Here is a 25,047-nt window from a genome sequence, read left to right as displayed (position 1 = left end):
AATCTTGCGAATATTGATGGATACGCGGGTCAAGCCCGCGTATGACGGCGCTTGGCTTGTCGCGGCTTTCCCAGAAATCCATGCAGCTCACGCTCACGACCTGGAATATCAATTCGGTGCGGTTGCGCATCGACCTCGTTGCGAAGTTTCTGAAAGCGCAGCGGCCGGACGTGCTGTGCCTGCAGGAGACCAAATGCCCCGACGACGCCTTCCCGCTGAAACGCTTTCGCCGGCTCGGCTACGGACACATCGCGCTCAACGGGCAGAAGGGATATCACGGGGTCGCCGTCGTCTCGAAGCTGCCGTTCGACGCCAGCGACATCCGCACCTTCTGCGACAAGATCGACTCGCGCCATGTCACCGTGACCTTCGGCGGCCGGGCGGGTCTCGCCGCGCCGCTGGTGCTGCACAACTTCTATGTGCCGGCGGGCGGCGACATTCCCGATCCCGCCCTCAACCCGAAGTTCGCCCACAAGCTGCAATTCCTTGACGAGATGAAAGCCTGCGCGCCACTGCATCCGCAGGGCGGCGACCGCCATGTCCTGGTCGGCGACCTCAACGTCGCGCCACACGAGAACGACGTCTGGTCGCACAAGCAACTCCTGAAGATCGTCTCGCACACGCCGGTCGAATGCGAGAAGCTGCTCGGCCTGCAAAGCCACGGCAACTGGATCGACGTCGCGCGCGCGCGAATTCCGATGTCGGAAAAAGTCTATACGTGGTGGAGCTATCGCGCCGCCGACTGGGTTGCCGCCGACCGCGGCCGCAGGCTCGACCACATCTGGGTCTCGGAGGCGCTGCGCGGCGGCATCCGCGACTTCCGCATCACCCGCGATGCCCGCGGTTGGAAGCGTCCGTCCGATCACGTGCCGGTGACGGCGGTGATCGAGGTGTAACGCGGAACGAGAGGAATTGGAGTCTTTCCGTTTGATGAAATCCTGTTCGTGTTGCCCGGACTTGATCCGGGCATCCATCTTTCACGAAGTGAAAGCCGGAATGTCTCTAGCTGCTCAGCTTGGCGCTCGCCATCAGGATGTCGCTCGTCGCCTGCCGGGTACGGGTGGCGAGTTCATCGCGGAGGCGGCGGGCGGCGGCGGGATCGCTGTCGAGCACGCGCAGGAACAGGGTGCGCGGAATGCGGATCACCATCGAATATTCCAGCGCGACCGCCGTGGCCGGGCGCGACATCGGAACGATCAGGGCAAGTTCGCCGATCAGCGCGCCGCGCTCGGCGATGACTTCCCGATCGCTGCCGTCCACAACATGAAGGCGAAAGCCGCCGTCCTGAACGACGTAGCCTGCGTCCGCGTCGTCGCCGGCGCGAAACAGGATCGAGCCGCGCGCGAACTGCTGCTGCTCGGCGCCGATGGCGAGCACGCGCAGCGCCTCGGCGCCCAGCAGGCGCAGGGTCGGGACGCGCTCGAGCAGGACAACGTCATCGTCGATCGACATAGAGGACCCGTCGGCGATCCGTGCCGGGACCACCCGAAAAACTGTTGTGACGAGAGCTGATACGAATTGTCGGCCTATAGCGTTTTCGAGCGAAGTGGAATCCGGTTCGCGTGAAGAAAAACGCGCCAGATCAAGAACCTAAGAGTCTTTCACTGTTTTCCGTAAAACGGTGAGGGATTCTAGGGCATGATCCCGAAAAGTGGAACCCGGTTTTCGGATAAGATCATGCTCCTTCAAAAAGATAGGGCCAGGGTCTGATTCAACCCGGTTGAAGACGCATCACGGCACCAGCTTGTAGCCGCCGGCTTCCGTGACCAGAATCTCCGGATTGGCGGCGTCCTTCTCGATCTTCTGGCGCAGACGGTAAATGTGGGTTTCCAGCGTGTGGGTGGTGACGCCGGAATTATAGCCCCAGACCTCCTGCAGCAGCGTCTCGCGCGATACCGGCATCTGCCCGGCCCGGTACAGGAACCGCAGGATCGCGGTCTCCTTTTCGGTCAGCCGCACCTTCTTGGCGGTGGCGGTCGTCAGCATCTTGGAGCCGGGCCGAAAGCTGTAGGGACCGACCGAAAACACCGCGTCCTCGCTGGCCTCGTGCTGACGCAACTGCGCGCGGATCCGCGCCAGCAGCACCGCGAAGCGGAACGGTTTGGCGATATAGTCGTTGGCGCCGGATTCAAGGCCCAGAATCGTGTCGGAATCGGTGTCGTGTCCGGTGAGCATGATGATCGGCGCCTTGAAGCCGCCCTTGCGCAAGCTGCGGACCACCTCGCGACCGTCGGTATCGGGCAGGCCGACGTCCATCAGCACGAGATCGGGCGAGTGGGCTTTGGCGGCGCTGGCGCCCTTCGCGCCGGTATCGACGGCGGACGCCTCGAATTCCTCATGCAGCGAAAGTTGCTCGACCAGTGTGTCGCGCAGATCGGTGTCGTCGTCCACGATCAGGATTTTACGGGCGTTGGCCATCGATGCGATCCTCCTGGCGGCGGAAACGGCCGGCGGCGGCGCCAGCCAGCTTCATTTAAGGTCGTGATTCGTCCGGAGGCATGAACCTGCAGCGATTCATTCTCCTTATGTGGAGGATACTCCAGAACCGGCGGGAATTTGGATGAATGTTCCTTTAATGATAGCGGATCAATGTTTTGGTCATAAACGGTGCGAAGACCCCTCATTCCACGCGAATGTCAGGTTTTTCAATGCCTTGCGCGACACATTCCTGTGATCGACCGCTCGCCGCCATCTATGTCCGCGCAGCGGCCGGCCGGCCGCAGCGAGGGTGGCTGATCGCGGAAGGCCGGGCGATTCCAGTGGCGCTCGGCCGTGGCGGCATCCGGGCTGACAAACGCGAGGGTGACGGCGGCACGCCGAAGGGGACTTTCCGGCCCGTGCGGCTGTGGTGGCGCCTGGACCGGCATCCGCGGCCGCGGACCGTCTTGCCGGCGCGTCCCATCGCGCCCACTGACGCCTGGTGCGAGGATCCGGCCGACCGCCGCTACAACCGGCCGATCAGGCTGACGAGCGGCGCGAGCGGCGACCGGCTGACGCGCGAGGATCATCTCTACGATTTCATCGTCGAGATCGACCACAACACCCGCCCCCGCATCGCAAGACGCGGCAGCGCCGTGTTCCTGCATCTGGCCCGCGACAATTTTGGGCCGACCGCAGGATGCGTGGCGATGACGCGGCCCGAGATGCTGCGGCTGTTGCGGCGGATCGGACCGCGCACGAAAATTGTGATCGGGTGACGTTGAAAGGCGGCGGACTTTCTTCCTTCCCTCCTTGTGGGAACCGAGACGGGCGAAGCTCGCTCTTAGAGCCTTTCCGCTTCTGATTCCACCAGAAGCGGAAAGGAAGCAGGGAAGAATCACCGCGCCCCGAAAATCGCCGAGCCGACCCGCACATGGGTCGCGCCGAGCGCGATCGCGACGCTGAAGTCCGCGCTCATGCCCATCGACAGTCGGGTGAGGCCGTTGCGTCTGGCGATCTTGGCGGTGAGCGCGAAATGCGGCGCCGGCGCGTCATCCACCGGCGGGATGCACATCAGCCCCGCGATCGTTAGCCCATAGGCGTCGCGGCATCGCGCGATGAAAGCGTCGGCATCCGACGGCGCGACGCCGGCCTTCTGCGGCTCCTCGCCGGTGTTGATCTGAACGAACAGATCGGGCCTCCGGTTCTGCCTGTCGATTTCCTTTCGCAATGCTTCGCAGATGCTCGGACGGTCGACCGAATGGATGGCGTCGAACAAAGCGACGGCCTCCTTCGCCTTGTTGGATTGCAGCGGGCCGATCAGGTGCAGCGCGATGCCGGGCGCGGCCATCAAGGCAGGCCACTTCCGCTGGGCCTCCTGCACGCGATTCTCCCCGAACACCCGCTGGCCGGCTTCGATCACCGGCGCGATCGCGTCCGCATCGAAGGTCTTCGACACCGCCACCAGCGTCACCGAGGATCGGTCTCGCCGCGCGTCCCGGCAAGCGCGCGCGATCTCGGCTTCCACCGAAGCAAGGCCGTCGATCGGCGCCGTCGCTCCAGCGGTCATTGCCGCGCCGGAATCGCGAGGCCGCGCTGCACCGCCGGCCGCGCCAGGCCCCGCTCCAGCCAGGCCGCGACATGGCGGAAGTGGTCGAACTCGACGATCTCGCGTGCGCCGTAAAATCCAACCAGGTTGCGCACCCAGCCGAGCATCGAGATATCCGCGATCGTGTACTCGTCGCCCGCAAACCACCGATGGGTCGAAAGATGAGCGTCCATCACCCCGAGCAACCGCTTCGATTCCGCCACATAGCGATCGCGCGGCCGCTTGTCCTCGAAATCCTTGCCGGCGAACTTGTTGAAGAATCCGACCTGCCCGAACATCGGCCCGACGCCGCCCATCTGGAAGTGCAGCCACTGGAGGGTGTGCCAGCGCCGCACGGGATCGGCCGGCAGGAATTGTCCGGTCTTCTCGGCGAGGTATTGCAGGATCGCACCCGACTCGAACAAAGCGAGCGGCTTGCCGCCGGGGCCATCGGGATCGAGGATCGCGGGGATCTTGCCGTTGGGATTGAGCGACAGGAACTCGCTGCTCTTCTGTTCGTCCTTGTCGAAATCGACCAGGTGCGGCTCATAGGGCAGCCCGGTTTCCTCCAGCATGATCGAGACCTTCACCCCGTTGGGCGTCGTCGCCGAATAGAGCTGGAGGCGGTCCGGATCGGCGGGCGGCCAACGGCGGGTGACGGGAAAAGCGGAGAGGTCGGCCATTGAATCACTCCCGAGGCGCAGTGGGCTGACCGCTTACACCGCAAAACCACACCGCTTGCAAACCGCGAGGGTGCGGCTGGCCAACCCGTTGACCCACGGTCCGCTTTCGTGGCCTAGTCGAGGCCTGTAAATCACGAAAAACACCGCATTTCCATGACATCAGACCGTTACAACGCCCGTGACGCCGAACCGCGCTGGCAAGCCGAGTGGGACAGGGAGGCGATCTTCGCCACCAAAAACGACGATCCGCGCGAAAAATACTACGTGCTGGAGATGTTCCCCTACCCGTCCGGGCGCATCCACATCGGCCATGTCCGCAACTACACCCTTGGCGATGTGATCGCGCGCTACATGCGCGCCAAGGGCTACAACGTGCTGCATCCGATGGGCTGGGACGCCTTCGGCCTGCCGGCCGAGAACGCCGCGATCGAGCGCAAGGTCGCGCCCAAGGCGTGGACCTACGACAACATTGCCGCGATGAAAAAGCAGCTCAGATCCATCGGGCTGTCGCTCGACTGGGCGCGGGAATTCGCGACCTGCGATCCGTCCTATTACAAGCACCAGCAGAAGATGTTCCTGGACTTCCTGCGCGCCGGCCTCGCCGAACGCGAGAAGCGCAAGATCAACTGGGACCCGGTCGACATGACCGTGCTCGCCAACGAGCAGGTGATCGACGGCCGCGGCTGGCGCTCCGGCGCCGTGGTCGAGCAGCGCGAAATGAACCAGTGGGTCTTCAAGATCACGAAGTACGCGCAGGAGCTTTTGGACGCCCTCGACACGCTCGATCGCTGGCCCGACAAGGTGCGGCTGATGCAGCGCAACTGGATCGGCCGCTCCGAGGGCCTGCTGGTTCGCTTCGCGCTCGACGCCGCGACCACGCCTAACGGTGAGAGCGAGCTTAAGATTTTCACCACGCGCCCCGATACCCTGTTCGGCGCGAAGTTCATGGCGATCGCGCCGGATCATCCGCTGGCGCAGGCGGCGGCGAAAGACAGTCCCGCGCTCGCCGATTTCATCGCCGAGTGCAAGCGGCGCGGCACCGCGCAGGCCGAGATCGACACCGCGGAGAAGATGGGCTTCGACACCGGCATCCGCGCGATCCATCCGTTCGACGCGGCATGGGCGCTGCCGGTCTATGTCGCCAACTTCATCCTGATGGAATACGGCACCGGCGCCATCTTCGGCTGTCCGGCCCACGACCAGCGCGACCTCGACTTCGTCAACAAGTACGGCCTCGGCAACACGCCGGTGGTCTGCCCCGAGGGACAAGACCCCGCGAGCTTCGTCATCACCGACACGGCCTATGACGGCGACGGGCGGATGATCAACTCCCGCTTCCTCGACGGCATGACCACTGAGGCCGCGAAGGAAGAGGTCGCCAAGCGGCTGGAAAGCGAAATGCGTCCCCTCCCCGACAAGAGCCCCCTCCCCAACCCTCCCCCGCAAGCGGGAGAGGGAGCGCGCCCGGTTTCTTCTTCCCCTCTCCCGCTTGCGGGGGAGGGAGTCGCGCGAAGCGCGGCGGGTGGGGGCCATGATAAACTCGTCCCCGTCGCCGAGCGCAAGGTGAACTTCCGCCTGCGTGACTGGGGCATCTCGCGCCAGCGCTATTGGGGCTGCCCGATCCCGGTGATCCATTGTTCCAAGTGCGACGTGGTGCCGGTGCCGGAGACGGACCTGCCGGTCACGCTGCCGGAGGACGTCAGCTTCGACAAGCCCGGCAACGCGCTCGACCATCATCCGACATGGAAGCACGTCACCTGCCCGCAATGCGGGGGTAAGGCCACCCGTGAAACCGACACCATGGACACCTTCGTCGATTCCTCGTGGTACTTCGCGCGCTTCACCGATCCGTGGAACGAGCAGGCGCCGACCACCCCCGCGATCGCCAACCACATGATGCCGGTGGACCAGTATATCGGCGGCGTCGAGCACGCGATCTTGCATCTGCTGTATTCGCGCTTCTTCACCCGCGCGATGAAGGCCACCGGCCACATCAGTATGGACGAGCCGTTCAAGGGCATGTTCACGCAAGGCATGGTGGTGCACGAGACCTACCGCAAGGCCGACGGCGGCTGGGCCTCGCCCGACGAGGTCCGGATCGAGGCCAGCGGCGAGACCCGTCGCGCCACGCTGATCTCCACCGGCGAAGCGGTCGAGATCGGCGCGGTCGAGAAGATGTCGAAGTCGAAGCGCAACACCGTCGATCCCGACGACATCATCGGCAGCTATGGCGCCGACACCGCGCGCTGGTTCATGCTCTCGGACTCGCCGCCGGACCGCGACGTGATCTGGAGCGAGGAAGGCGTGCAGGGCGCGGCGCGCTTCATGCAGCGGCTGTGGCGGCTGGTCAACGAATCGGCGGAGGCCGGCAAGGCCGCACCGCAGGACAGGCCGGCAACTTTCGGCACCGAGGCGCTGGCGATGCGGAAGGCGACCCACGGCGCGCTCGACAAGGTGTCGACCGGCATCGAGCGACTGCACTTCAACGTCTGCCTCGCCAATATCCGCGAGTTCGCCAACGAGCTGGCCGACGCCCTCGCCCGCTCCCGCGCCACCAAGTCGACCCCCGCGCCGGATCTGAGCTGGAGCCTGCGCGAGGCCGCCACCATTCTGGTCCAGTTGTTCAGCCCGATGATGCCGCACCTCGCCGAGGAATGCTGGCAGGCGCTCGGGCAGACCGGCCTCGTCTCGGAAGCCCGCTGGCCACAAATCGAGCGCGATTTGCTGGTTGAAAACACCGTGACGCTGCCGGTGCAGGTCAACGGCAAGAAACGCGGCGAGGTCACGGTGGCGAGCGGCGCGCCGAATCCGGAAATTGAGACTGCCGTTCTGGCGCTCGATGCGGTAAGACAGGCGCTGGGCGGCAAACCGGCCCGCAAGATCATCATCGTCCCGCAGAGGATCGTGAATGTGGTGGGGTAGGTTGTCGGCTCGACCGGCTCGCTCATGGCTTAGCGCGTTTTCGAGCGAAGTGGATATCGGTTCGCGTCAAGAAAACGCGTCAAAATTAGAATCCAGAGCCCCGTTCCGATTCTATCGAAACGGAAATGGCTCTGGTCCGCGCCTCGTAGCCCGGCTGAGCCTCATTGCCGTGCTGGCGGCGCTGACGGCGGGCTGCTTCCGTCCGATGTATGCCGAACACGCGGACGGCAGCCCGGCCTTGCGCGACAAGCTGATGGGCGTGGAGCTGCTGCCGATCGACAAGCCCAACGCCTCCCGCGATGCCCGGATCGGGGTCGAAATTCGCAACGCGCTCGCGTTCAAGCTTTACGGCGGCGCCACCGGCGCACCTCCGACGCATCAGCTCAGGATCCGTTTCACCACCAGCCGCTCGTCGCTGATGCTCGATCCCAATACCGCCCTGCCCTCGAACGAAAGCTTCGGCATCAATGCGAGCTACCAGTTGATCGAGGTCGCGACCGGCAAGACCGTTCTCAACGCGAACACCTTCACCCGCACCTCCTACGACATTCCTGGCCAGCTCCAGCGTTTCGCGCGCGCTCGTGCGTTCCGTGATGCGGAGGACCGCGCCGCGCAGCAGATCGCCGACAACATCAACACGCGTCTGGCGGCGTATTTCTATTCGGGAACGTGAGAACGCCATTCGCCTTCATTCGGCGAAGCGATAGCGTTTCCGTATGGCGGCATCGGAAGCCCGCTCCCTGTCCCATCCAGACTCGGGGAAACCCCGGTCCGGATAATCCCCTCACCCGGATCGCTCGGGCGAGCGCGATCCGACCTCTCCCCGGCCGGGAGAGGTTAAGAAACATCGTTCTTGCCGAAACGGGATTGGGTTGAACGCCCATGGTCGCGCTACGCGGAAAAGACATCGACAGCTTTCTCGCCCGGCCCGATCCGGCTCGCCCGATCATCCTGCTCTACGGCCCCGACGCCGGTCTGGTGCGCGAGCGCGCCGACGCCTTGATGGCCTCTGCCGTCGACGATCCCGACGACCCGTTTTCGCTGGTGCGGCTCGACGGCGACGAGCTTGCCGCCGAGCCGTCGCGCCTCGTCGACGAAGCCATGACGGTGCCGCTGTTCGGCGGCCGCCGCGCCATCCGCGTCAAGGCCGGATCGCGCAGTTTCGCCAGCGGCGTCGAGACCCTGGCGAACTTCGATATCCGGGATTGCCGGATCGTGATCGAGGCCGGCGAGCTGCGGCCCGAAGCGCCGCTGCGCAAGACCTGCGAGCGCGCGAAAAACGCGGTAGCGATCGCCTGCTATCCCGACGCCGGACGCGATCTCGCGCGCCTGATCGACGAGGAATTGCGCGCTTCCGACCTGAAAATCGCGCCGGATGCGCACGCCGCGCTGCTGTCGCTGCTCGGCGGCGACCGTCAGGCCTCGCGCAACGAGTTGCGCAAGGTCGCGCTTTATGCCCACGGCGCGCGCGAGATCGCGCTCGAGGACGTGATGGCCGTGGTCTCCGACGCATCCGACTTCAAGCTCGATCCGATCGTCGACGCAGCCTTCGCCGGACAGCCAGCCATCGTCGAAACCGAATTCGCCAAGGCCATGGTCGCCGGCACCTATCCGGGCCTCGCCATTTCGGCCGCGCAGCGCCAGGTCGCCGCCTTGCACAAGGCGGCGTTCGCGATGGAAGCCGGCGCGTCGGCTTCATCGGCGGCCGAGAGCGGATTTCCGCGGCTGCATTTTTCGCGCAAGGCGGCGGTGGAAACCGCGTTGCGCAATTTCAGCGCCGCGCGATTGATCCAGGTGATGGAGCAGCTCGCCACCGCCGCGCTGGACATACGCAGGCAGTCGTCACTCGCCGCCGTCATCGCACAGCGCGCGCTGATGTCGATCGCGGTGAATGCGCGGCGAAGGGGATAGAGATAACAACCTTAGTTCCGTCATTGCGAGCGCAGCGAAGCAATCCAGAATTCGAAAGCAAGAGCTGGATCGCTTCGTTGCATACACTCCTCGCAATGACGACCCTTCGGCATCGTCTCATTTTGTATTGATTCAGAAAAGCGATTCAAAAAGATCCATCCATTCGGGGTTGAGACCTTCGATCAGCGCAAGCTTCTTCACACGGCTGCCGGCCTTTATCTGCTTCTCGCGTGTAATTGCGTCGGTTATGGTCTCATGCGCCTCGTACCAAACGAGAATTTTGCACCCGTATTTCTTTGAAAAGCCCGCAACCAAACTTTCTCGATGTTCGAAGATGCGACGCTGCAAATTCGTAGTGACGCCGGTGTAAAGCGCGCCATTGCGCTTGCTCGCTACGATATAAACGCACGGCCGTTTCATACTGCAGCCTGGATTGCTTCGCTGCGCTCGCAATGACGAGCAGGGGGCTAAGTCCCCTTCGGATCCAGTCTTTTCAAGATCTCGTCGAGCTGGTCGAGGTCGCGGTAGCGGATCTGCACGACGCCGCCGGGATTTTTGTGATCGACCGTCACCGCGAGGCCGAGCGCGTCGCTGATGCGCTTTTCCAGCGCCAGCGTATCGGCGTCCTTCTGCGCCTTGTCCGCGCGCGCCTCCGGCAGCTTGCGCTCCGGCACGCCCGCCTCATGCGCGAGCGCCTCGGCCTGCCGCACGTTAAGCCCTTCCGCGACGATGCGCTTCGCCGCGGTGGACGGATCGGGCACGCCGATCAGCGCGCGCGCGTGGCCCGCCGACAACTCGCCGGAGGCGATCAGCGCCTGCACGTCCTCGGGCAGTTTCGTCAGCCGCATCATGTTGGCGACGTGGCTGCGGCTCTTGCCGACGATCTTTGCAATCTCCTCCTGGGTGCGTTTGAATTCGTCGGCGAGCGCGTGATAGCCCTTCGCCTCTTCCATCGCGTTGAGGTCCTCGCGCTGCACGTTCTCGACGATCGCGATCTCGAGCGCGACGTGGTCGCTGACGTCGACGGGAACGATCGGGACGTCATGCAGTCCCGCCGCCTGCGCGGCGCGCCAGCGCCGCTCGCCGGCGATGATCTCAAAGCGGTCTTGAACGCCCTTCACCGGGCGCACCACGATCGGCTGGATCACGCCGTGCTGGCGAATCGAATCGGCCAGCTCGCCAAGCTCGACATCGGAAAACGCGCGGCGCGGATTGCGCGGATTGGGTTTCAGGAACTCGATCGGCACCTTGCGTTGCGCGCGCGGACGTTCGGCATGGGCCGCTTCGCCGCCGACGTCTCCGATCAGACTTGCAAGACCGCGGCCTAGTCGCGAACGCGCTTCGTCGGCCATCGCCAGCTCCCTTGGATTCACGCAGGACACTCCGGATTAATACCACGATCATGGATCGCCTCGGTCCGTCATTGCGAGAAGCGAAGCGACGAAGCAATCCAGTTCTTGCCTTAGTGATGTTCTGGATTGCTTCGCTGCGCTCGCAATGACGAAGGCATGGTCAACGCTTGCCGATACCTTCCTAATGCGTCGTGCGCAGGTCGCGCTCGCGCTTGATCACCTCGGTCGCGAGCTTCAGGTAGGCTTCGCTGCCGCTGCATTTGAGATCGTAGACCAGCACCGGCTTGCCGTAGGACGGCGCTTCCGAAATGCGCACGTTGCGCGGGATCATGGTGTCGTAGACTTTCGCGCCCATGAACTGGCGCACGTCGGCGACGACCTGGTTCGACAGGTTGTTGCGCGAGTCGAACATGGTCAGCACGATGCCGTGGATCGACAGATTCGGATTGAGCGTGGTGCGCACCTGCTCGACCGTCTGCAGAAGTTGCGACAGGCCTTCGAGGGCGAAGAACTCGCATTGCAGCGGCACCAGGATCGCGTCCGACGCCGCCATCGCGTTGACGGTGAGAAGGTTGAGCGAGGGCGGACAGTCGATCAGCACGTAGGTGTAATCGGCGGTATCAGCCGCATTGCCGTTGAGCGCGGTGATCGCATCGCGCAGGCGGAAGGCGCGATCCTTCGTGGCGCCGAGTTCGAGTTCAAGACCCGAGAGGTCCATGGTCGAGGCCGCGATGTGCAGACGCGGCACCGCGGTCGGCACCACGGCGTCGCGCAGCGGCGCCTCGCCGATCAGCACATCGTAGGTGGAGACGTTGCGGTCGCGGCGGTCGATGCCGAGACCGGTGGAGGCGTTGCCCTGCGGATCGAGATCGACGATCAGGACGCTTTCGCCGATCGCTGCCAGCGCGGTGCCGAGGTTGATCGCGGTCGTCGTCTTGCCGACGCCGCCCTTCTGATTCGCGAGCGAAATGATCCGGGGATGGCGGGCGGACGATTCGATCTCGCTATCATATTGATAAATATCATCAATTACCGTCATGGCTGCGCCGTATGTGTTTCATGTCTGTTTTGTCGGAGGACTGTCGCGCCGCTCGATGCGATCGAGCTCGACGATCCAGCCCCCTCCGCCGGTGCGGCTGGAATGAATGCGAGGCTTAATATTCCAATATTTAGTAGCTTCCGTCAATTCCAGCTCTACATCTTGGCCTTTGAGGAACAATGCCCTGGCTCCCCGTTTGACCAGAGGTTCCGCGAAGCCGAGCAGCATTTGTAGAGGCGCCAGCGCCCGCGCGGTCACGCAATCGATCCGGCTCTCCAACCTTTCCACATAATCCCCAATATCCGCGTTGTGAATGACGGCGGGCGCGCCAGTAATCCGGGCAGCCTCGCGCAGGAAGGCGGCCTTTTTGGTATTGCGCTCGACGAGGTCGACCCGCGCGCCTGGGACATCCGCGAGAACGCAGGCCAGCACGACACCGGGAAAACCACCCCCGCTGCCGAGATCAGCCCAGAGTTTCGCCTGCGGCGCCAGCGAAAGAAGCTGGAGCGAATCGGCGATGTGGCGCGTCCAAAGCTGCGGCAGCGTCGATGGGGCGACAAGATTGGTTTTGGTCTGCCATTGGCCGAGCAGATCGACATAGGCGTCCAGCCTCGCCTCGGTTTCACGTGAAACAGGGGTGAGGCGGAGGGCGGCGGCCTTGTCGACGGCCGAAACAGATTGGAGCTGTAACGATTTTGGCGTGGCCACACGGCAGCATAGGCGACCGTCCGATTCCCGGCCAGATTTGTTTACAACCGCCCGCGCGCTTTTTTGGCTCTCGGGTCGGCCAATGGCCGACCGCGGCATTCCGGGCGGCGTGGCACCATAGGTCCCCGCTCGTCCCTGCGAAAGCAGGGACCCATACTGCGCGGCGGCCCCGTTCGGCACGACCCAGCTCCTCTGACAAATGATCCTTCATGCCATAGAGCCTTTCCCGCTTCCGATGGAATCAGAAGCGGAGTCTATGTTTTGATTTGACGCGTTTTCTTTGCGCGAACCGGTAGCCACTTCACCTGAAAACGCGCTCTCCGGCCCTGCGTTGGCAGGGGCGGCGATCATGCAGCGATGTTTCACGTGAAACATCGCTGGCCAGATCCGCTCAACCCGGTGCTGCGGCGGCTCTCTTGCGGGCTTCCCGGCGCAAATAGGCTGCCAGGATGCCGAGCGCGGCTGGCGTCAGGCCATCGAGCCGCCCCGCCTGCCCCACCGTGCGCGGTTGGGTTTTTTCCAGCCGGTTGCGCGCCTCGTTGGAGAGGCCGGGTACGTCTGAATAGTCGATTCCAGCCAGGACGAGCCCCTCGTCCCGCCGGAATGCTTCGACATCGGCGGTCTGGCGCCTCAGATAGACGTCATATTTGGCGTCGATCTCCAGATGCACGGCGATTTTCGGATCGACGGCCAACAGCTTCGGCCAGATCGCGGTCACCTCATTCCACCCGATCTCCGCATAAGATAGAAGCTCGAAGGCCGACCGCCGATGGCCGTCATGGTTGAGCGACAGCCCGTGTCGGGCCGCCTCGTTCGGCGTCACCGACAGCGATTTCGCCAGCGCCTTCGCCGCCTCCAACGCCGCCATCTTGGCCCTGTGGTGCGTGGCGCGTCCGGCCCCGACGCAGCCCATGGCAATGCCCTTGTCCGTCAGCCGCTGGTCGGCATTGTCGGCGCGCAGCGTCAGGCGGTACTCGGCGCGCGAGGTGAACATCCGATAAGGCTCGGTAATCCCGCGGGTCACGAGGTCGTCGATCATCACGCCGAGATAGCCGTCGGCGCGGTCGAAAACGGCCGGATCGCCGCCGCCTGCCACCAACGCGGCATTGAGGCCCGCGACCAGCCCCTGCGCCGCGGCCTCTTCATACCCCGTGGTCCCGTTGATCTGGCCGGCGAGGAAAAGCCCCGGCATGCGGCGGGTCTGCAAGGTCGGCTCCAGCTCGCGCGGATCGACGTGGTCGTACTCGATGGCATAGCCCGGCCGCGTCATGCGGACGCGCTCGAGACCGGGAATCGTCGCCAGAATCGCGAGCTGCACGTCCTCCGGCAGCGAGGTCGAAATCCCGTTGGGATAGACCGTAGGATCGTCGAGGCCCTCCGGCTCCAGGAAAATCTGGTGCCCGTCGCGGTCGCCGAAGCGGACCACCTTGTCCTCGATCGACGGGCAATAACGCGGCCCCGAACTCCTGATCTGGCCGGAATAGATCGGCGAACGGTGGACATTGGCCCGGATCACCTCATGAGTGGCCGGCGTGGTGCGGGTGATGCCGCACTCAATCTGCGGCACCGTGATCCGATCGGTCATCGCCGAGAACGGCTCCGGCGGATCGTCGCCCGGCTGCATGTCCACCGCCGCCCAGTCGATGGTGGCGCCGTCGAGCCGCGGCGGCGTCCCGGTCTTGAGGCGGCCGAGCGTAAAGCCGATCCGCTCGAAGGCCGCGGACAGGCCGAGCGACGGCGCTTCACCGACCCGGCCGGCCGGCCAGGTTTTCTCGCCGAGATGGATCAGCCCGCGCAGAAAGGTGCCAGTGGTGACAACGACCGCGCCGGCCCCGAACTCGCGGCCGTCGCTCAGGCGAATGCCGGCGATACTGCCGTTTGCAACGAGCAGATCGTCCGCCTCACCTTCGATCACCTGGAGATTTACGGTCTCCCGAATCGCACCCTGCATCGCGGCGGCATAAAGCTTGCGGTCGGCCTGCGCGCGCGGGCCGCGCACCGCCGGGCCCTTGCGGCGATTGAGCATCCGAAACTGGATGCCGGCCGCGTCTGTGACGCGCCCCATCTGCCCGTCCAGCGCGTCGATCTCGCGGACCAGATGGCCCTTGCCAAGTCCGCCGATCGCCGGATTGCAGGACATCGCGCCGATGGTGGCGAAGCGATGGGTTACGAGCGCCGTCCGGGCGCCCGTTCGTGCGGCCGCTGTCGCGGCTTCGCAGCCGGCGTGGCCACCTCCGATCACGATGACGTCGAATGATGGTGTCATGGGTTTTCGTATTATTTATTAGCCCCGACTTCTAGCCCAGGTGAGCGCGATCCTGATAGCCGGATTTTATCGCACTGGTCAGGGAGGTTTCACGTGAAACATTTTGCAAGCGCGCGGATTGATCACCGGATCCGGTCATATTAAGAAATGAACAATGATCCATCTATTTCCCGATGCAGAAGTCCTTAAAGAGCGAATCAAGAATGTCATCAATATCTACACGGCCCAACAGCCTCCCCATCAACTGAATCGAAATCCGAAGCTCCTCCGCCACAAATTCATCGCCCTGGCCGACCAAAGCCTCCGTCTTCGCAAGCGATGCTGCAGACTCCCGCAATATGTTGCGGTGCCGAAAACGCGTGATACCGGCCGTTTCTCCTGAACCGAACCAGGCGCCGGCGAACGATTCCAGCGCCGCAACCAGATTATCGATGCCGTCGCCACGCACCGCTGAAATCCGGAAATACCGCGTCGCCGCCCCCTGCCCCGGTTTCGCCTCAAGCTGCCCTGGCTTCGCCCCATCATCCTCCAGACTTGAAAGATCGACCTTGTTGCGTACCTCCCAGAGCGGCACGCCCCCCTCGCCGATCGGTCGCGGCGGACGGGCGTCCTCACCATCATCATCCGCAAGCCATAACACCAGATCCGCAGCCGCCGCCCGCTCCTGCGCCCGCCGCACGCCTTCCCGCTCGACCGGGTCCTCGGTTTCGCGAATGCCCGCGGTGTCGATCAACATCACGGGATAACCATCGAGATCGAGATGCACCTCGATGACATCGCGCGTGGTGCCCGCATATGGCGAGACGATCGCGGCGTCCCGGCGCGCCAGGCGATTGAGCAGCGTCGACTTGCCGGCATTCGGCGGCCCCGCAATCGCGACCGTCAACCCGTCGCGCAGCCGCTCGCTTTGCGCCGATGCCGCAAGGGTTTGTTCGATCTCGCGGCGGAGCTGCCCGATCTTTGCCATCGCTGGCTTGAGCAGGTCTTCCGGCACGTCGCCTTCGTCCGCAAAATCGATTCCGGCCTCGATCAAGGCTGACGCCTCGATCAGTTGCCTGCGCCATTCGCGCGCGCGATCGCCGAGCAAGCCCCGCAACTGCCGCAACGCCTGGCGGCGCTGCCGCTCGGTGTCGGCATGGATGAGATCGTCAAGACCTTCGGCCTCGGTGAGATCGATCTTGCCGTTCTCGAAGGCGCGCCGGGTAAACTCTCCCGGCTCCGCCGCCCTCACATTGTCGATGGACGACAGCGCAGCGAACAACGCATGCAGCACCGCGCGGCCGCCGTGAACGTGGAACTCGGCGACGTCCTCGCCGGTCGCGCTCGCAGGCGCGCGGAACCACAAAACGATAGCGTCATCAATCACTTCACCGCGCGAATCGCGCAACATGACCCGCTTCGCCACGCGCGCGGCGGGAATCATTCCTGCAATGTCTTCAAGCGCCGGTCCCGCTTGCGCACCCGATACGCGCACCACCGCGATCGCCGACGGCGGCCGGCCCGACGACAGGGCGAAGATCGTTTGCTCTCGCGGGTGCATTGCTTATTGTCTTAACCGACTTCGACGACACAACAGACGCGGACGACAGCGGCAAAGCCTTGCTGCCACTCCATTATCCCATATTCGAAAGAAGGACGCCTCGCCATGAATCACGCCGCAGCCGGCTCCGGCCGTCCCGCGAATCGTCTCGCGGCGGAGACAAGTCCTTACCTGCTGCAGCACCAGCACAACCCGGTCGACTGGTGGCCGTGGGGACCCGATGCGCTGGCCGAAGCGCAGCGGACCAACCGCCCGATCCTGCTGTCGATCGGCTACGCCGCCTGTCACTGGTGCCACGTCATGGCGCATGAGAGTTTCGAGGACGACGAAGTCGCCGCCGTGATGAACAAGTTGTTCGTCTGCATCAAGGTCGATCGCGAGGAGCGGCCGGACATCGACCAGATCTATATGGCCGCGCTGCATCATCTCGGCGAACAGGGCGGCTGGCCGCTGACGATGTTCCTGTCATCAGACGGATCGCCGTTCTGGGGCGGCACGTACTTTCCAAAGCTGCCGGATTACGGCCGCCCGGCATTTACCGACGTTTTGCAATCAGTAGCGCAGGTTTTTCACGACAAGCCCGACCGGATCGCGCACAACCGCGACGCGCTGCTCGCACGGCTCTCCGAGCGCGCAAGGTCAGACAATCCGGCGAACCTCGGCCCCGCCGAACTCGACAGCGCGGCCGCCTCGATCGCGCATTCAATCGATCCCGTGAATGGCGGGTTGCATGGCGCGCCGAAATTTCCGCAGTGTTCGGTGCTGGAATTTCTCTGGCGCGCCGGCGCGCGCACCGGCAACGAGCGCTTCTTCGCCGCCACCGCGCTGACCCTGACGCGGATGAGCCAGGGCGGCATCTATGATCATCTCGGCGGCGGCTATGCCCGCTATTCGGTCGACGACAAGTGGCTGGTGCCGCACTTCGAGAAGATGCTTTACGACAATGCGCAGATCCTCGACCTGCTCGCGCTCGATTACGCGCGCAGCCACAATCCGCTGTATCGCGAACGCGCGATCGAGACCGTCGATTGGCTGCGCCGGGAAATGCTGACCGGGGAGGGCGGATTTGCATCCTCGCTCGACGCCGACTCCGAAGGCGAGGAGGGCAAGTTTTATGTCTGGTCGCTAAAAGAGATCGAGGAGGTGCTCGGCGCGACCGACGCCGCCGATTTTGCCGCGCGATACGACATCACCGCGAGAGGCAACTTCGAAGGCCATAACATTCCCAATCGCCTGAAGAGTTTCGGCCTCAACGACAGCGATGGTCCACGCACGCGGGCATTGCGCGAAAAGCTGCTGGCGCGCCGCGCGAGCCGCGTCCGGCCCAGCCTCGACGACAAGGTGCTGGCCGACTGGAACGGCCTGATGATCGCCGCGCTCGTTCACGCGGCCCGCGCTTTCGACGTCACGGACTGGCTGCAAACCGCGCGCGCCGCGTACGACTTCGTTCGGACCGCGATGACCCGCGACGGGCGGCTCGGTCATTCGTGGCGCGCGGGAAGGCTTCTGATTCCGGCGCTCGCTTCCGACTATGCTGCGATGGGGCGCGCGGCCCTCGCGCTGTTCGAAGCAACCGGCGACAACGCGTTCCTCGAGCAGGCGCTGCGCTGGCAGGCGACGCTGGACGCACATTACGCCGACGTCGAGCACGGCGGCTACTATCTCACCGCCGACGACGCCGAAGGGCTGATCGTGCGGCCGCACGCGACGGCCGACGACTCCATTCCCAACCATGACGGACTGATCGCGCAAAACCTGGTGCGCCTCGCGGCGCTCACCGGCGATACGAAGTGGCGCGAGCGCATCGACGCGCTGTTCGCCGCCTTGCTGCCGAACGCGACCGCGACAGGCTTCGGCCAGCTATCGTTGATGAACGCGCTCGATCTCCGTCTCACCGGCGCGGAGATCGTCGTGGTCGGGGAGGGCGCGCAAGCCGACGCACTGCTCGGCACCGCACGAAAACTACCGCACGCCACGAACATCGTGCTGCATGCGCCACGTGCCGATGCGCTGCCGGCCGACCATCCCGCGCGTGCCAAAGCTAATTCCGTGCAAGGCGCGGCGGCCTTCGTCTGCCGCAACCAGAGTTGCTCGCTGCCCGTGACGACGCCGGAGGCTTTGATCGATCTTGTGAAGCAACGAGTGTCCGCCTAGCAGCATCGTCCCTGCGAAGCAGAGACCTATAACCACCGTCGTTCAAAACTCGTCATTCTTGCGCCCGTCGCGCGCATCCACGTCTAAATAGGTGAGCGAAGCGACGCCGGTCTTCGAATGGCTACGCCCGCCATGACGACAAAAAACGCGGCAAGATCACGTATTCATCGACTCGAAGAATTCAGCGTTGTTCTTGGTGTTGCGCAGCTTATCCAGCAGGAATTCGATTCCGTCCATGGTACCCATCGGGTTGAGAATGCGCCGCAGCACGTACATCTTCTTGAGCAGTTGCGGATCGGTGATCAGTTCTTCCTTGCGGGTGCCGGAGCGGGCGATGTCGATCGCCGGGAAGGTGCGCTTGTCGGCGACCTTGCGGTCGAGGATCAGTTCCGAGTTGCCAGTTCCCTTGAACTCCTCGAAGATCACCTCATCCATGCGGCTGCCGGTGTCGACCAGCGCGGTGGCGATGATGGTCAGCGAGCCGCCTTCCTCGATATTGCGCGCCGCGCCGAAGAACCGCTTCGGCCGCTGCAAGGCGTTGGCGTCGACGCCGCCGGTCAGCACCTTGCCGGATGATGGCACAACGGTGTTGTAGGCGCGGCCCAGACGCGTGATCGAATCGAGCAGGATGACGACGTCGCGGCCATGTTCGACCAGCCGCTTGGCCTTTTCGATCACCATCTCGGCGACCTGGACATGGCGCACGGCCGGCTCGTCGAACGTCGAGGACACGACCTCGCCCTTCACCGAGCGCTGCATGTCGGTGACTTCCTCCGGACGCTCGTCGATCAGCAGAACGATCAGATAGCACTCGGGATGATTGGCGGTAATGGAGTGCGCGATATTCTGCATCAGCACGGTCTTGCCGGTGCGCGGCGGCGCCACGATCAGCGCGCGCTGTCCCTTGCCGATCGGCGCGACGATATCAATGACGCGCGCCGACAGGTCCTTGCGGGTTGAGTCCTCCAGCTCGAGCCGGAACCGCTGATCGGGGAACAGCGGCGTCAGGTTGTCGAAGTTGACCTTGTGCTTGGACTTCTCGGGATCCTCGAAATTGAGCGTGTTGACCTTCAACAGCGCGAAGTAACGCTCGCCTTCTTTCGGACTGCGGATGTGACCTTCGATGGTATCTCCGGTCCGCAGACCGAAGCGGCGGATCTGCGACGGCGAGACGTAGATATCGTCCGGACCCGGCAGATAGTTGGCGTCCGGCGAGCGCAGAAAACCGAATCCATCGGAAAGAACCTCCACCACGCCTTCACCGATGATGTCGATTTCCTGAATCGCCAGTTGTTTGAGAATGGCGAACATCAGCTCCTGCTTGCGCATGGTGCTGGCATTTTCGACCCCAAGCTCCTCCGCAAACGAGACGAGTTCCGCTGGCGTCTTGGCCTTGAGGTCTTGAAGTTTCATTTCCCGCATTTGGGAGGGTCCTGTGGAACGCTTCGAGGAGGATCGTCAGGCGGGTTCATGAAGATACGGACGGCCGAGAGAAATGTCCGCAGATCCTGTCCGTGAAAAAACCTTGAGCGAGGAAGATGCCGAAAGGCTTCAAACCTGGCGTGGCGGCCGGCTCACCAATGAAACCGAAACGCGACCACATCCGCCTGCTTGGGGTGGGATGTTCACAATATAGAAAATTGACCGCTTTCGTGCAAGGAGGGGCGCATGGGTCTTTTGTCGAAGGCTGACGTCTTCAAGCATCTCGACGCTCGCCCGAATCCGAAGCCAGCACCTTATCCTCGACGCGTCTTGCCTGTCCGTCCCGGCGCGAAAATTTCCAAAGAAACAGGTTCCGTGTTCGGCCATGAACGGTACGCAAATCATTGATCGAAAACATGTTATTTCTGGATTAATCCGATCCGTTTCCTGGATATGACCTCAAGGCTTGACGATGACCAGTATGACAATACCGACCATGAGAGCCGTGACCACCTCATTGATTATGCGATAGAACTTTTGACTCATCACATTGCGGTCCGCCGCAAAATCCCGCACGCGGCGGGCAAAATAGCCGTGAATGGCAGACATCAGGATGACGAGCACGAGCTTTCCTTGAAACCAGCCTGCCGAATACCAGTGATGCACCCACATCATATAAAGCCCAAGCCCCCAGGCGACCATCATCGCTGGATTGATGATCGCCTTGAAGAGCCGCCGCTCCATCACTTTGAACGTTTCGGATTGCTTCGAACCGATCTCGGCATCGCAATGATAAACAAACAGTCGTGGCAGGTAGAGCATTCCTGCCATCCAGGAGATAACGGCAATCACGTGAAATGCCTTGATCCATTCGTACATCGGTCTTCTCGCTCAGGGCGTCCCGACGGTTGTCACTCCGTCGGAACGTATGGCCGGCATCAGGGTTATTCCGGCACTGGCCAGAGACCCGATTGAGGTGATATCCGCAAGCAACTCTTTCTAAAAATAACTTTTAAGAGTCTTAAGGTTTGAGTCTAAGTGACCGTGGATTGCGCCCGCACAATACTGTCCCAGGCTTTTGAAACGGTTGCTCTCATTGTCCGGGAATTCACGGCGTTCCATGATAAACCAAAAGACCGTAGAGGTTCAGGTACTTACCGGTCATGCGCGGGCGATTATCAAGAGACAAGTCCACACGATCTCACTATTGTCGGTGATGCTTGACGGAGTTTTCCCTTCACGAGACCCTGTGAAGAAAAATTCCCGTTATTCCGCGGTCCTTGCCGGATTCGCCATATCGCGGCTTAAATTCCACAGCGACACACAGGGTATGCAGGGGTCATGGCGCCCGTCACCGGCAGCAATTTTCATCTTCATCTGGTTTCCGATTCGACCGGCGAAACGCTGATCACGGTGTCGCGGGCGGTGGCTGCCCAATATGCCAATGTTACGCCTATCGAACACGTCTATCCGCTGGTGCGCAGCCAGAAGCAGCTCGACCGCGTACTTGCGGAAATCGAGGAAGCGCCGGGAATCGTTCTTTTCACGCTTCTGGAGAAGGATCTGGTGGCGCGTCTCGAAGCCAAGTGCCAGGAGATCAACAGCCCCAGCCTTTCGATCATAGGCCCCGTCATGCAGTTGTTTCAGGCCTTTCTCGGCGCCGACACGACCGGCCGCGTCGGCGCTCAGCACACCCTGAACGCGGACTATTTCAAGCGCATCGATGCTTTGAACTACACCATGATGCATGACGACGGACAGCATGTCGAAGGTTTGGAGGAGGCGGACGTCGTTCTGGTCGGCGTGTCTCGCACGTCGAAAACGCCGACATCGGTCTATCTCGCCAACCGCGGTATTCGGACTGCGAACGTGCCGCTGGTGCCGGGCATTTCCATCCCGCGTCAACTGGAATCGTTGAGAAGGCCGTTGGTCGTCAGTCTTCATGCCGCACCCGAGCGTCTCATCCAAGTCCGGCAGAACCGGCTGTTGAGCATCGGATCGGGCGCCGGCAACGACAGCTATATCGATCGACAAGCGGTTGCCGATGAGGTGACTTATGCGCGCCGTCTCAGCGCCAAGCATGACTGGGTCCAACTGGACGTGACGCGCCGGTCGATCGAGGAGACCGCCGCGGCGATCATGAAGTTGTTTGCGGACCGGCAACGGCAGCGGCGAGCGGAGTAAGAACCGGAGATGGCTGTCTGGTGCGAACCAAAACCCTTGATACTGGCGTCGCAAAGCCGGGCGCGACAGGTCTTGCTCGCCAATGCCGGCCTGTCATTCGAGACCGTTCCAGCCGCGATCGACGAACGAGCCATTCAACGGAATTCCGGGCTGGCGACGGGCGGCGAGATCGCCGTTCGCCTGGCTCGCGAAAAAGCCCGCGAGGTTTCATCGCGCTGGCCCGGCCGCTACGTTATCGGAGCCGATCAGACACTGGAATGCGATGGCCACGTGTTCAACAAGCCGGCCGGCCGCGTGGGAGCGGCATCCCACCTGCGTGCGCTGTCCGGCCGGACTCACACCTTGCACGCCGGCGTCGCGATCGTGCGCGACGGCAGGTTGCTTTTCGAGGATCTATCTGTTGCTCGCATGACGATGCGGGAACTCAGCGACGACACGATCGAGACCTATCTGAACGAGGCTGGCGATGCGGCCACGGCCAGTGTCGGCGCCTATCAGCTCGAAACCACGGGGATCCACCTGTTCAGCCGGATCGAGGGCGATCATTTCACCATTCTCGGCTTGCCGCTGCTGCCGCTGCTTGGTTTTCTGCGCGGGCAAGGGCTGCTGTCCTTGTGACATCGGATGCTTGGATATGCTGGTGTTGGGACTGACCGGATCGATCGGAATGGGAAAATCGACCACCGCCCGGCTTTTCTCGGAAGCCGGGGTACCGGTTTATGATGCCGACGCGACCGTTCACAAAATTTATGAGGGAGAAGCGGCTCCAGCCATCGAGGCGGCGTTTCCCGGAACAACCGTCAACGGCAAGGTCGACCGCGAGAAACTGTCGGCAAAGGTGGTGCACGACGCCGCGGCCATGGAGCTGCTCGAGCGGATCGTACATCCGATGTTGCATGCTTACCGCCGGGCGTTTCTCGACAAGGCCGAGCGATCGGGCGCCGATGTGGCGGTGGTGGACGTGCCGTTGCTGTTCGAAACCGGCGGCGAGAAGCAGGTCGATGCCGTCGTCGTCGTTTCGACAACGACGGATGTGCAACGCGAGCGCATTCTGGCCCGGGGCAACATGACGGCTGAAAAGCTGGATGCGATCCTGGCCCGGCAGCTGCCCGACGCCGAAAAGCGCCGGCGGGCGGATTTCGTCGTGGATACCTCGCATGGCCTTGACCATGCGCGCGCGCAAATCCGGGAAATTCTGGCGCAGGCTGTTAAAATGCCGCGACGGCGATCCTGATTCGCTGGAGTTGTCCGTCCTTTTGATTCAAAGCGGCTCGAACGCGGTTGGTGCTTTTCTTGCGCGAACCGGACCCGATTCACGCGAAAACGCTATAATTTTTTACGAAGTCCCATGCGCGAAATCGTTCTCGACACAGAAACAACAGGCCTGGATCCGCTGCGCGGCGATCGTCTGGTCGAGATCGGGTGCGTTGAGATTTTCAATCGCATGCCGACGGGGCAGACCTTTCATCGCTATATCAATCCGGAACGCGACGTGCCGCAGGAAGCGTTCGCGGTGCACGGCCTATCGAGCGAATTTCTCGCCGACAAGCCGCTTTTCGAACAGATCGTCGATGAGTTCCTGGAATTTGTCGGCGATGCGCCGCTGGTCATTCACAACGCATCGTTCGACATCGGCTTTATCAATGCGGAGCTTGATCGCCTTCAACGGCAGGCGATCGGGAAGGACCGGTTGGTGGATACGCTGCTGCTGGCGCGACGGAAGCATCCCGGCGTGTCGAATCGACTCGACGATCTCTGCTCGCGCTACGCCATCGACAATAGCCGCCGGACCAAGCACGGCGCTTTGCTCGACGCCGAACTGCTTGCGGAAGTCTATATCGACCTGATCGGCGCCCGACAGTCGCAATTGATCCTGGTGGAAACGGTGTCCCGCCAGAGCGGCGGAACACTTGACATGCCGAGACGTCAGCGCCCTGTGCCGCTGACGCCGCGCGTAACCGATGCCGACCGCATCGCGCACCGCGATTTCGTCGCCACGCTGGGCGAGAAGGCAATCTGGAAGGAATTCCTCGGGACCGAGATTTTGGAGAAGTCCGCTTCGGATGTATCCTGATTCCGAAGGTCGCTTGACGGACTCCCCCGAACGATGAAGCTATTTGCGGCTTTGATTCATTAAAGCCGCAATAGCTCTAGCTGGGCTTTTGCTGCGCCGCGGCTTCCTGCGCTGCCTGGCGTTCCATATTTTGCCGATACAAGCTTATAAAATCGATGGGGTCGAGCATCAGCGGCGGGAATCCGCCGTTGCGAACGACCGTGGCGACGATTTCGCGCGCGAACGGGAACAACAGCCGCGGACATTCGATCATGACCAGCGGGTGAAGGTTTTCCTGGGGGACATTGACGATCCGGAACACGCCTGCATAGGCGAGCTCGAAACTGAACATCAGCTTGCCGGTATGTTCGGCCTTGCCCTCGACTTTAAGCACGACCTCGAAGTCGTTCTCCGCGACATTTGTGGCGCCGACGTTGATCTGAACGTTAATCGAGGGCGGCTGCTGCTGAGGGGCGAGCGAGGCGGGCGCGTTGGGATTCTCGAACGAGAAATCCTTGATATACTGGGCCAGCACATTCAATTGGGGTGAAGGGCCCGCCTCGGGAGGTGTGCCGTTGCCGTTGGTCATTGGGTATCTCTCCTGAAACGTTCAAGCGAAGTCGGTGATGATCGGCTTGCTTGAAGAGGCAAATTGCCGCGTCGGCGAGTGGCTATCATAAGCTTGCGGCTGTCCACAAGGACGGTGGAATGCACCGGGAAATTTGGTTCGCTCGGCCGACATCGCGGTCGCGGCTCGCCCGGAGGGTCGGAAACCCCTGCCTTTTTAATGGCCTGGTCGTCTAAACT

General features: G+C 62.8%; 23 protein-coding genes and 1 pseudogene. 11 read left to right on the top strand and 13 right to left on the bottom strand.

Going from position 1 to position 25,047, the window contains the following annotated elements:
• Positions 1–80 precede the first annotated feature (80 nt).
• The gene (locus tag ACMDCM_RS14470) at positions 81–896 is read left to right on the top strand and encodes an exodeoxyribonuclease III (protein WP_412774205.1); all 816 of its coding nucleotides are present in this window, start codon (positions 81–83) and stop codon (positions 894–896) included.
• 106 nt (positions 897–1,002) lie between these two features.
• Here the strand turns inward: ACMDCM_RS14470 and ACMDCM_RS14465 are convergent, their stop codons facing one another.
• Complete coding sequence (locus ACMDCM_RS14465; RefSeq protein WP_412774204.1) at positions 1,003–1,452, bottom strand: cyclic nucleotide-binding domain-containing protein; 450 nt, start codon at positions 1,450–1,452, stop codon at positions 1,003–1,005.
• A 279-nt stretch (positions 1,453–1,731) separates the two neighbouring features.
• Positions 1,732–2,418 (bottom strand): response regulator transcription factor, encoded by a 687-nt coding sequence (locus ACMDCM_RS14460; protein ID WP_292619498.1) that lies wholly within the window; start codon positions 2,416–2,418, stop codon positions 1,732–1,734.
• Positions 2,419–2,648: 230 nt separating this feature from the next.
• On the opposite strand from ACMDCM_RS14460, the gene ACMDCM_RS14455 reads away from it, so the two are divergent.
• Entirely contained in the window at positions 2,649–3,197 is a 549-nt protein-coding gene (locus ACMDCM_RS14455) for a L,D-transpeptidase family protein (protein WP_412774203.1), read from the top strand.
• A 119-nt stretch (positions 3,198–3,316) separates the two neighbouring features.
• On the opposite strand, the gene ACMDCM_RS14450 is transcribed toward ACMDCM_RS14455, so the two are convergent.
• Positions 3,317–3,988, bottom strand: a complete 672-nt coding sequence (locus tag ACMDCM_RS14450; RefSeq protein WP_412774202.1) for a YggS family pyridoxal phosphate-dependent enzyme — start codon at positions 3,986–3,988, stop codon at positions 3,317–3,319.
• A complete protein-coding gene (locus ACMDCM_RS14445; protein ID WP_412774201.1) occupies positions 3,985–4,689 on the bottom strand; it encodes a glutathione S-transferase family protein in 705 nt (234 codons plus the stop codon). The genes ACMDCM_RS14450 and ACMDCM_RS14445 overlap by 4 nt, the downstream gene beginning before the upstream one ends.
• 153 nt (positions 4,690–4,842) lie before the next feature.
• On the opposite strand from ACMDCM_RS14445, the pseudogene ACMDCM_RS14440 reads away from it, so the two are divergent.
• From ACMDCM_RS14440 to holA, 4 genes and pseudogenes are all read left to right on the top strand, one after another.
• A pseudogene (locus tag ACMDCM_RS14440) lies at positions 4,843–6,123 on the top strand (class I tRNA ligase family protein); the annotation flags it as partial.
• A 129-nt stretch (positions 6,124–6,252) separates the two neighbouring features.
• Positions 6,253–7,611, top strand: a complete 1,359-nt coding sequence (locus ACMDCM_RS14435; RefSeq protein ID WP_412774761.1) for a class I tRNA ligase family protein — start codon at positions 6,253–6,255, stop codon at positions 7,609–7,611.
• A 163-nt stretch (positions 7,612–7,774) separates the two neighbouring features.
• On the top strand, positions 7,775–8,284 hold the full coding sequence (gene lptE, locus ACMDCM_RS14430; protein ID WP_412774760.1) for an LPS assembly lipoprotein LptE: 510 nt from the start codon (positions 7,775–7,777) through the stop codon (positions 8,282–8,284).
• Between the two features lie 209 nt (positions 8,285–8,493).
• Positions 8,494–9,522, top strand: a complete 1,029-nt coding sequence (gene holA, locus ACMDCM_RS14425; protein ID WP_412774200.1) for a DNA polymerase III subunit delta — start codon at positions 8,494–8,496, stop codon at positions 9,520–9,522.
• 132 nt (positions 9,523–9,654) lie between these two features.
• Here holA and ACMDCM_RS14420 read toward each other — a convergent pair whose 3' ends face one another.
• The 6 genes from ACMDCM_RS14420 to mnmE form a co-directional block, all read right to left on the bottom strand.
• The gene (locus ACMDCM_RS14420; RefSeq protein WP_412774199.1) at positions 9,655–9,942 is read right to left on the bottom strand and encodes a GIY-YIG nuclease family protein; all 288 of its coding nucleotides are present in this window, start codon (positions 9,940–9,942) and stop codon (positions 9,655–9,657) included.
• A 47-nt stretch (positions 9,943–9,989) separates the two neighbouring features.
• Positions 9,990–10,874 (bottom strand): ParB/RepB/Spo0J family partition protein, encoded by an 885-nt coding sequence (locus tag ACMDCM_RS14415; RefSeq protein WP_412774198.1) that lies wholly within the window; start codon positions 10,872–10,874, stop codon positions 9,990–9,992.
• A 181-nt stretch (positions 10,875–11,055) separates the two neighbouring features.
• The gene (locus ACMDCM_RS14410) at positions 11,056–11,913 is read right to left on the bottom strand and encodes a ParA family protein (RefSeq protein ID WP_412774197.1); all 858 of its coding nucleotides are present in this window, start codon (positions 11,911–11,913) and stop codon (positions 11,056–11,058) included.
• Between the two features lie 18 nt (positions 11,914–11,931).
• Positions 11,932–12,621: a 16S rRNA (guanine(527)-N(7))-methyltransferase RsmG gene (rsmG, locus tag ACMDCM_RS14405; protein WP_412774196.1), complete on the bottom strand. Its 690-nt coding sequence runs from the start codon at positions 12,619–12,621 to the stop codon at positions 11,932–11,934.
• 391 nt (positions 12,622–13,012) lie between these two features.
• Complete coding sequence (mnmG, locus tag ACMDCM_RS14400; RefSeq protein WP_412774195.1) at positions 13,013–14,887, bottom strand: tRNA uridine-5-carboxymethylaminomethyl(34) synthesis enzyme MnmG; 1,875 nt, start codon at positions 14,885–14,887, stop codon at positions 13,013–13,015.
• 163 nt (positions 14,888–15,050) lie between these two features.
• On the bottom strand, positions 15,051–16,427 hold the full coding sequence (gene mnmE / locus ACMDCM_RS14395; protein WP_412774194.1) for a tRNA uridine-5-carboxymethylaminomethyl(34) synthesis GTPase MnmE: 1,377 nt from the start codon (positions 16,425–16,427) through the stop codon (positions 15,051–15,053).
• A gap of 105 nt (positions 16,428–16,532) precedes the next feature.
• Between mnmE and ACMDCM_RS14390 the strand changes: the two genes are divergently transcribed.
• Positions 16,533–18,581, top strand: coding sequence for a thioredoxin domain-containing protein (locus tag ACMDCM_RS14390; protein WP_412774193.1), 2,049 nt, complete (start codon positions 16,533–16,535; stop codon positions 18,579–18,581).
• A 156-nt stretch (positions 18,582–18,737) separates the two neighbouring features.
• Here ACMDCM_RS14390 and rho read toward each other — a convergent pair whose 3' ends face one another.
• Both rho and hemJ read right to left on the bottom strand, forming a co-directional pair.
• Entirely contained in the window at positions 18,738–20,003 is a 1,266-nt protein-coding gene (gene rho, locus ACMDCM_RS14385) for a transcription termination factor Rho (RefSeq protein ID WP_412774192.1), read from the bottom strand.
• Positions 20,004–20,462: 459 nt separating this feature from the next.
• Positions 20,463–20,882 (bottom strand): protoporphyrinogen oxidase HemJ, encoded by a 420-nt coding sequence (gene hemJ, locus ACMDCM_RS14380; protein WP_412774191.1) that lies wholly within the window; start codon positions 20,880–20,882, stop codon positions 20,463–20,465.
• Between the two features lie 462 nt (positions 20,883–21,344).
• On the opposite strand from hemJ, the gene ACMDCM_RS14375 reads away from it, so the two are divergent.
• The 4 genes from ACMDCM_RS14375 to dnaQ all read left to right on the top strand — a co-directional run bounded on the left by ACMDCM_RS14375 (position 21,345) and on the right by dnaQ (position 24,261).
• Positions 21,345–22,187 (top strand): pyruvate, water dikinase regulatory protein, encoded by an 843-nt coding sequence (locus ACMDCM_RS14375; RefSeq protein ID WP_412774190.1) that lies wholly within the window; start codon positions 21,345–21,347, stop codon positions 22,185–22,187.
• A 9-nt stretch (positions 22,188–22,196) separates the two neighbouring features.
• A complete protein-coding gene (locus ACMDCM_RS14370) occupies positions 22,197–22,805 on the top strand; it encodes a Maf family nucleotide pyrophosphatase (RefSeq protein WP_412774189.1) in 609 nt (202 codons plus the stop codon).
• A 16-nt stretch (positions 22,806–22,821) separates the two neighbouring features.
• Positions 22,822–23,421 (top strand): dephospho-CoA kinase, encoded by a 600-nt coding sequence (gene coaE / locus ACMDCM_RS14365; RefSeq protein WP_412774188.1) that lies wholly within the window; start codon positions 22,822–22,824, stop codon positions 23,419–23,421.
• Positions 23,422–23,535: 114 nt separating this feature from the next.
• Positions 23,536–24,261: a DNA polymerase III subunit epsilon gene (gene dnaQ, locus ACMDCM_RS14360; RefSeq protein ID WP_412774187.1), complete on the top strand. Its 726-nt coding sequence runs from the start codon at positions 23,536–23,538 to the stop codon at positions 24,259–24,261.
• 76 nt (positions 24,262–24,337) lie between these two features.
• Here dnaQ and secB read toward each other — a convergent pair whose 3' ends face one another.
• A complete protein-coding gene (gene secB, locus ACMDCM_RS14355) occupies positions 24,338–24,829 on the bottom strand; it encodes a protein-export chaperone SecB (protein ID WP_412774186.1) in 492 nt (163 codons plus the stop codon).
• Positions 24,830–25,047: the final 218 nt, after the last annotated feature.

It is taken from the genome of Nitrobacter sp. (genome assembly GCF_047149785.1).
Taxonomy (GTDB): domain Bacteria; phylum Pseudomonadota; class Alphaproteobacteria; order Rhizobiales; family Xanthobacteraceae; genus Nitrobacter.
The sequence above is the reverse complement of the archived record's forward strand: the minus strand, read 5'-3'. Positions and strand labels throughout refer to the sequence as shown.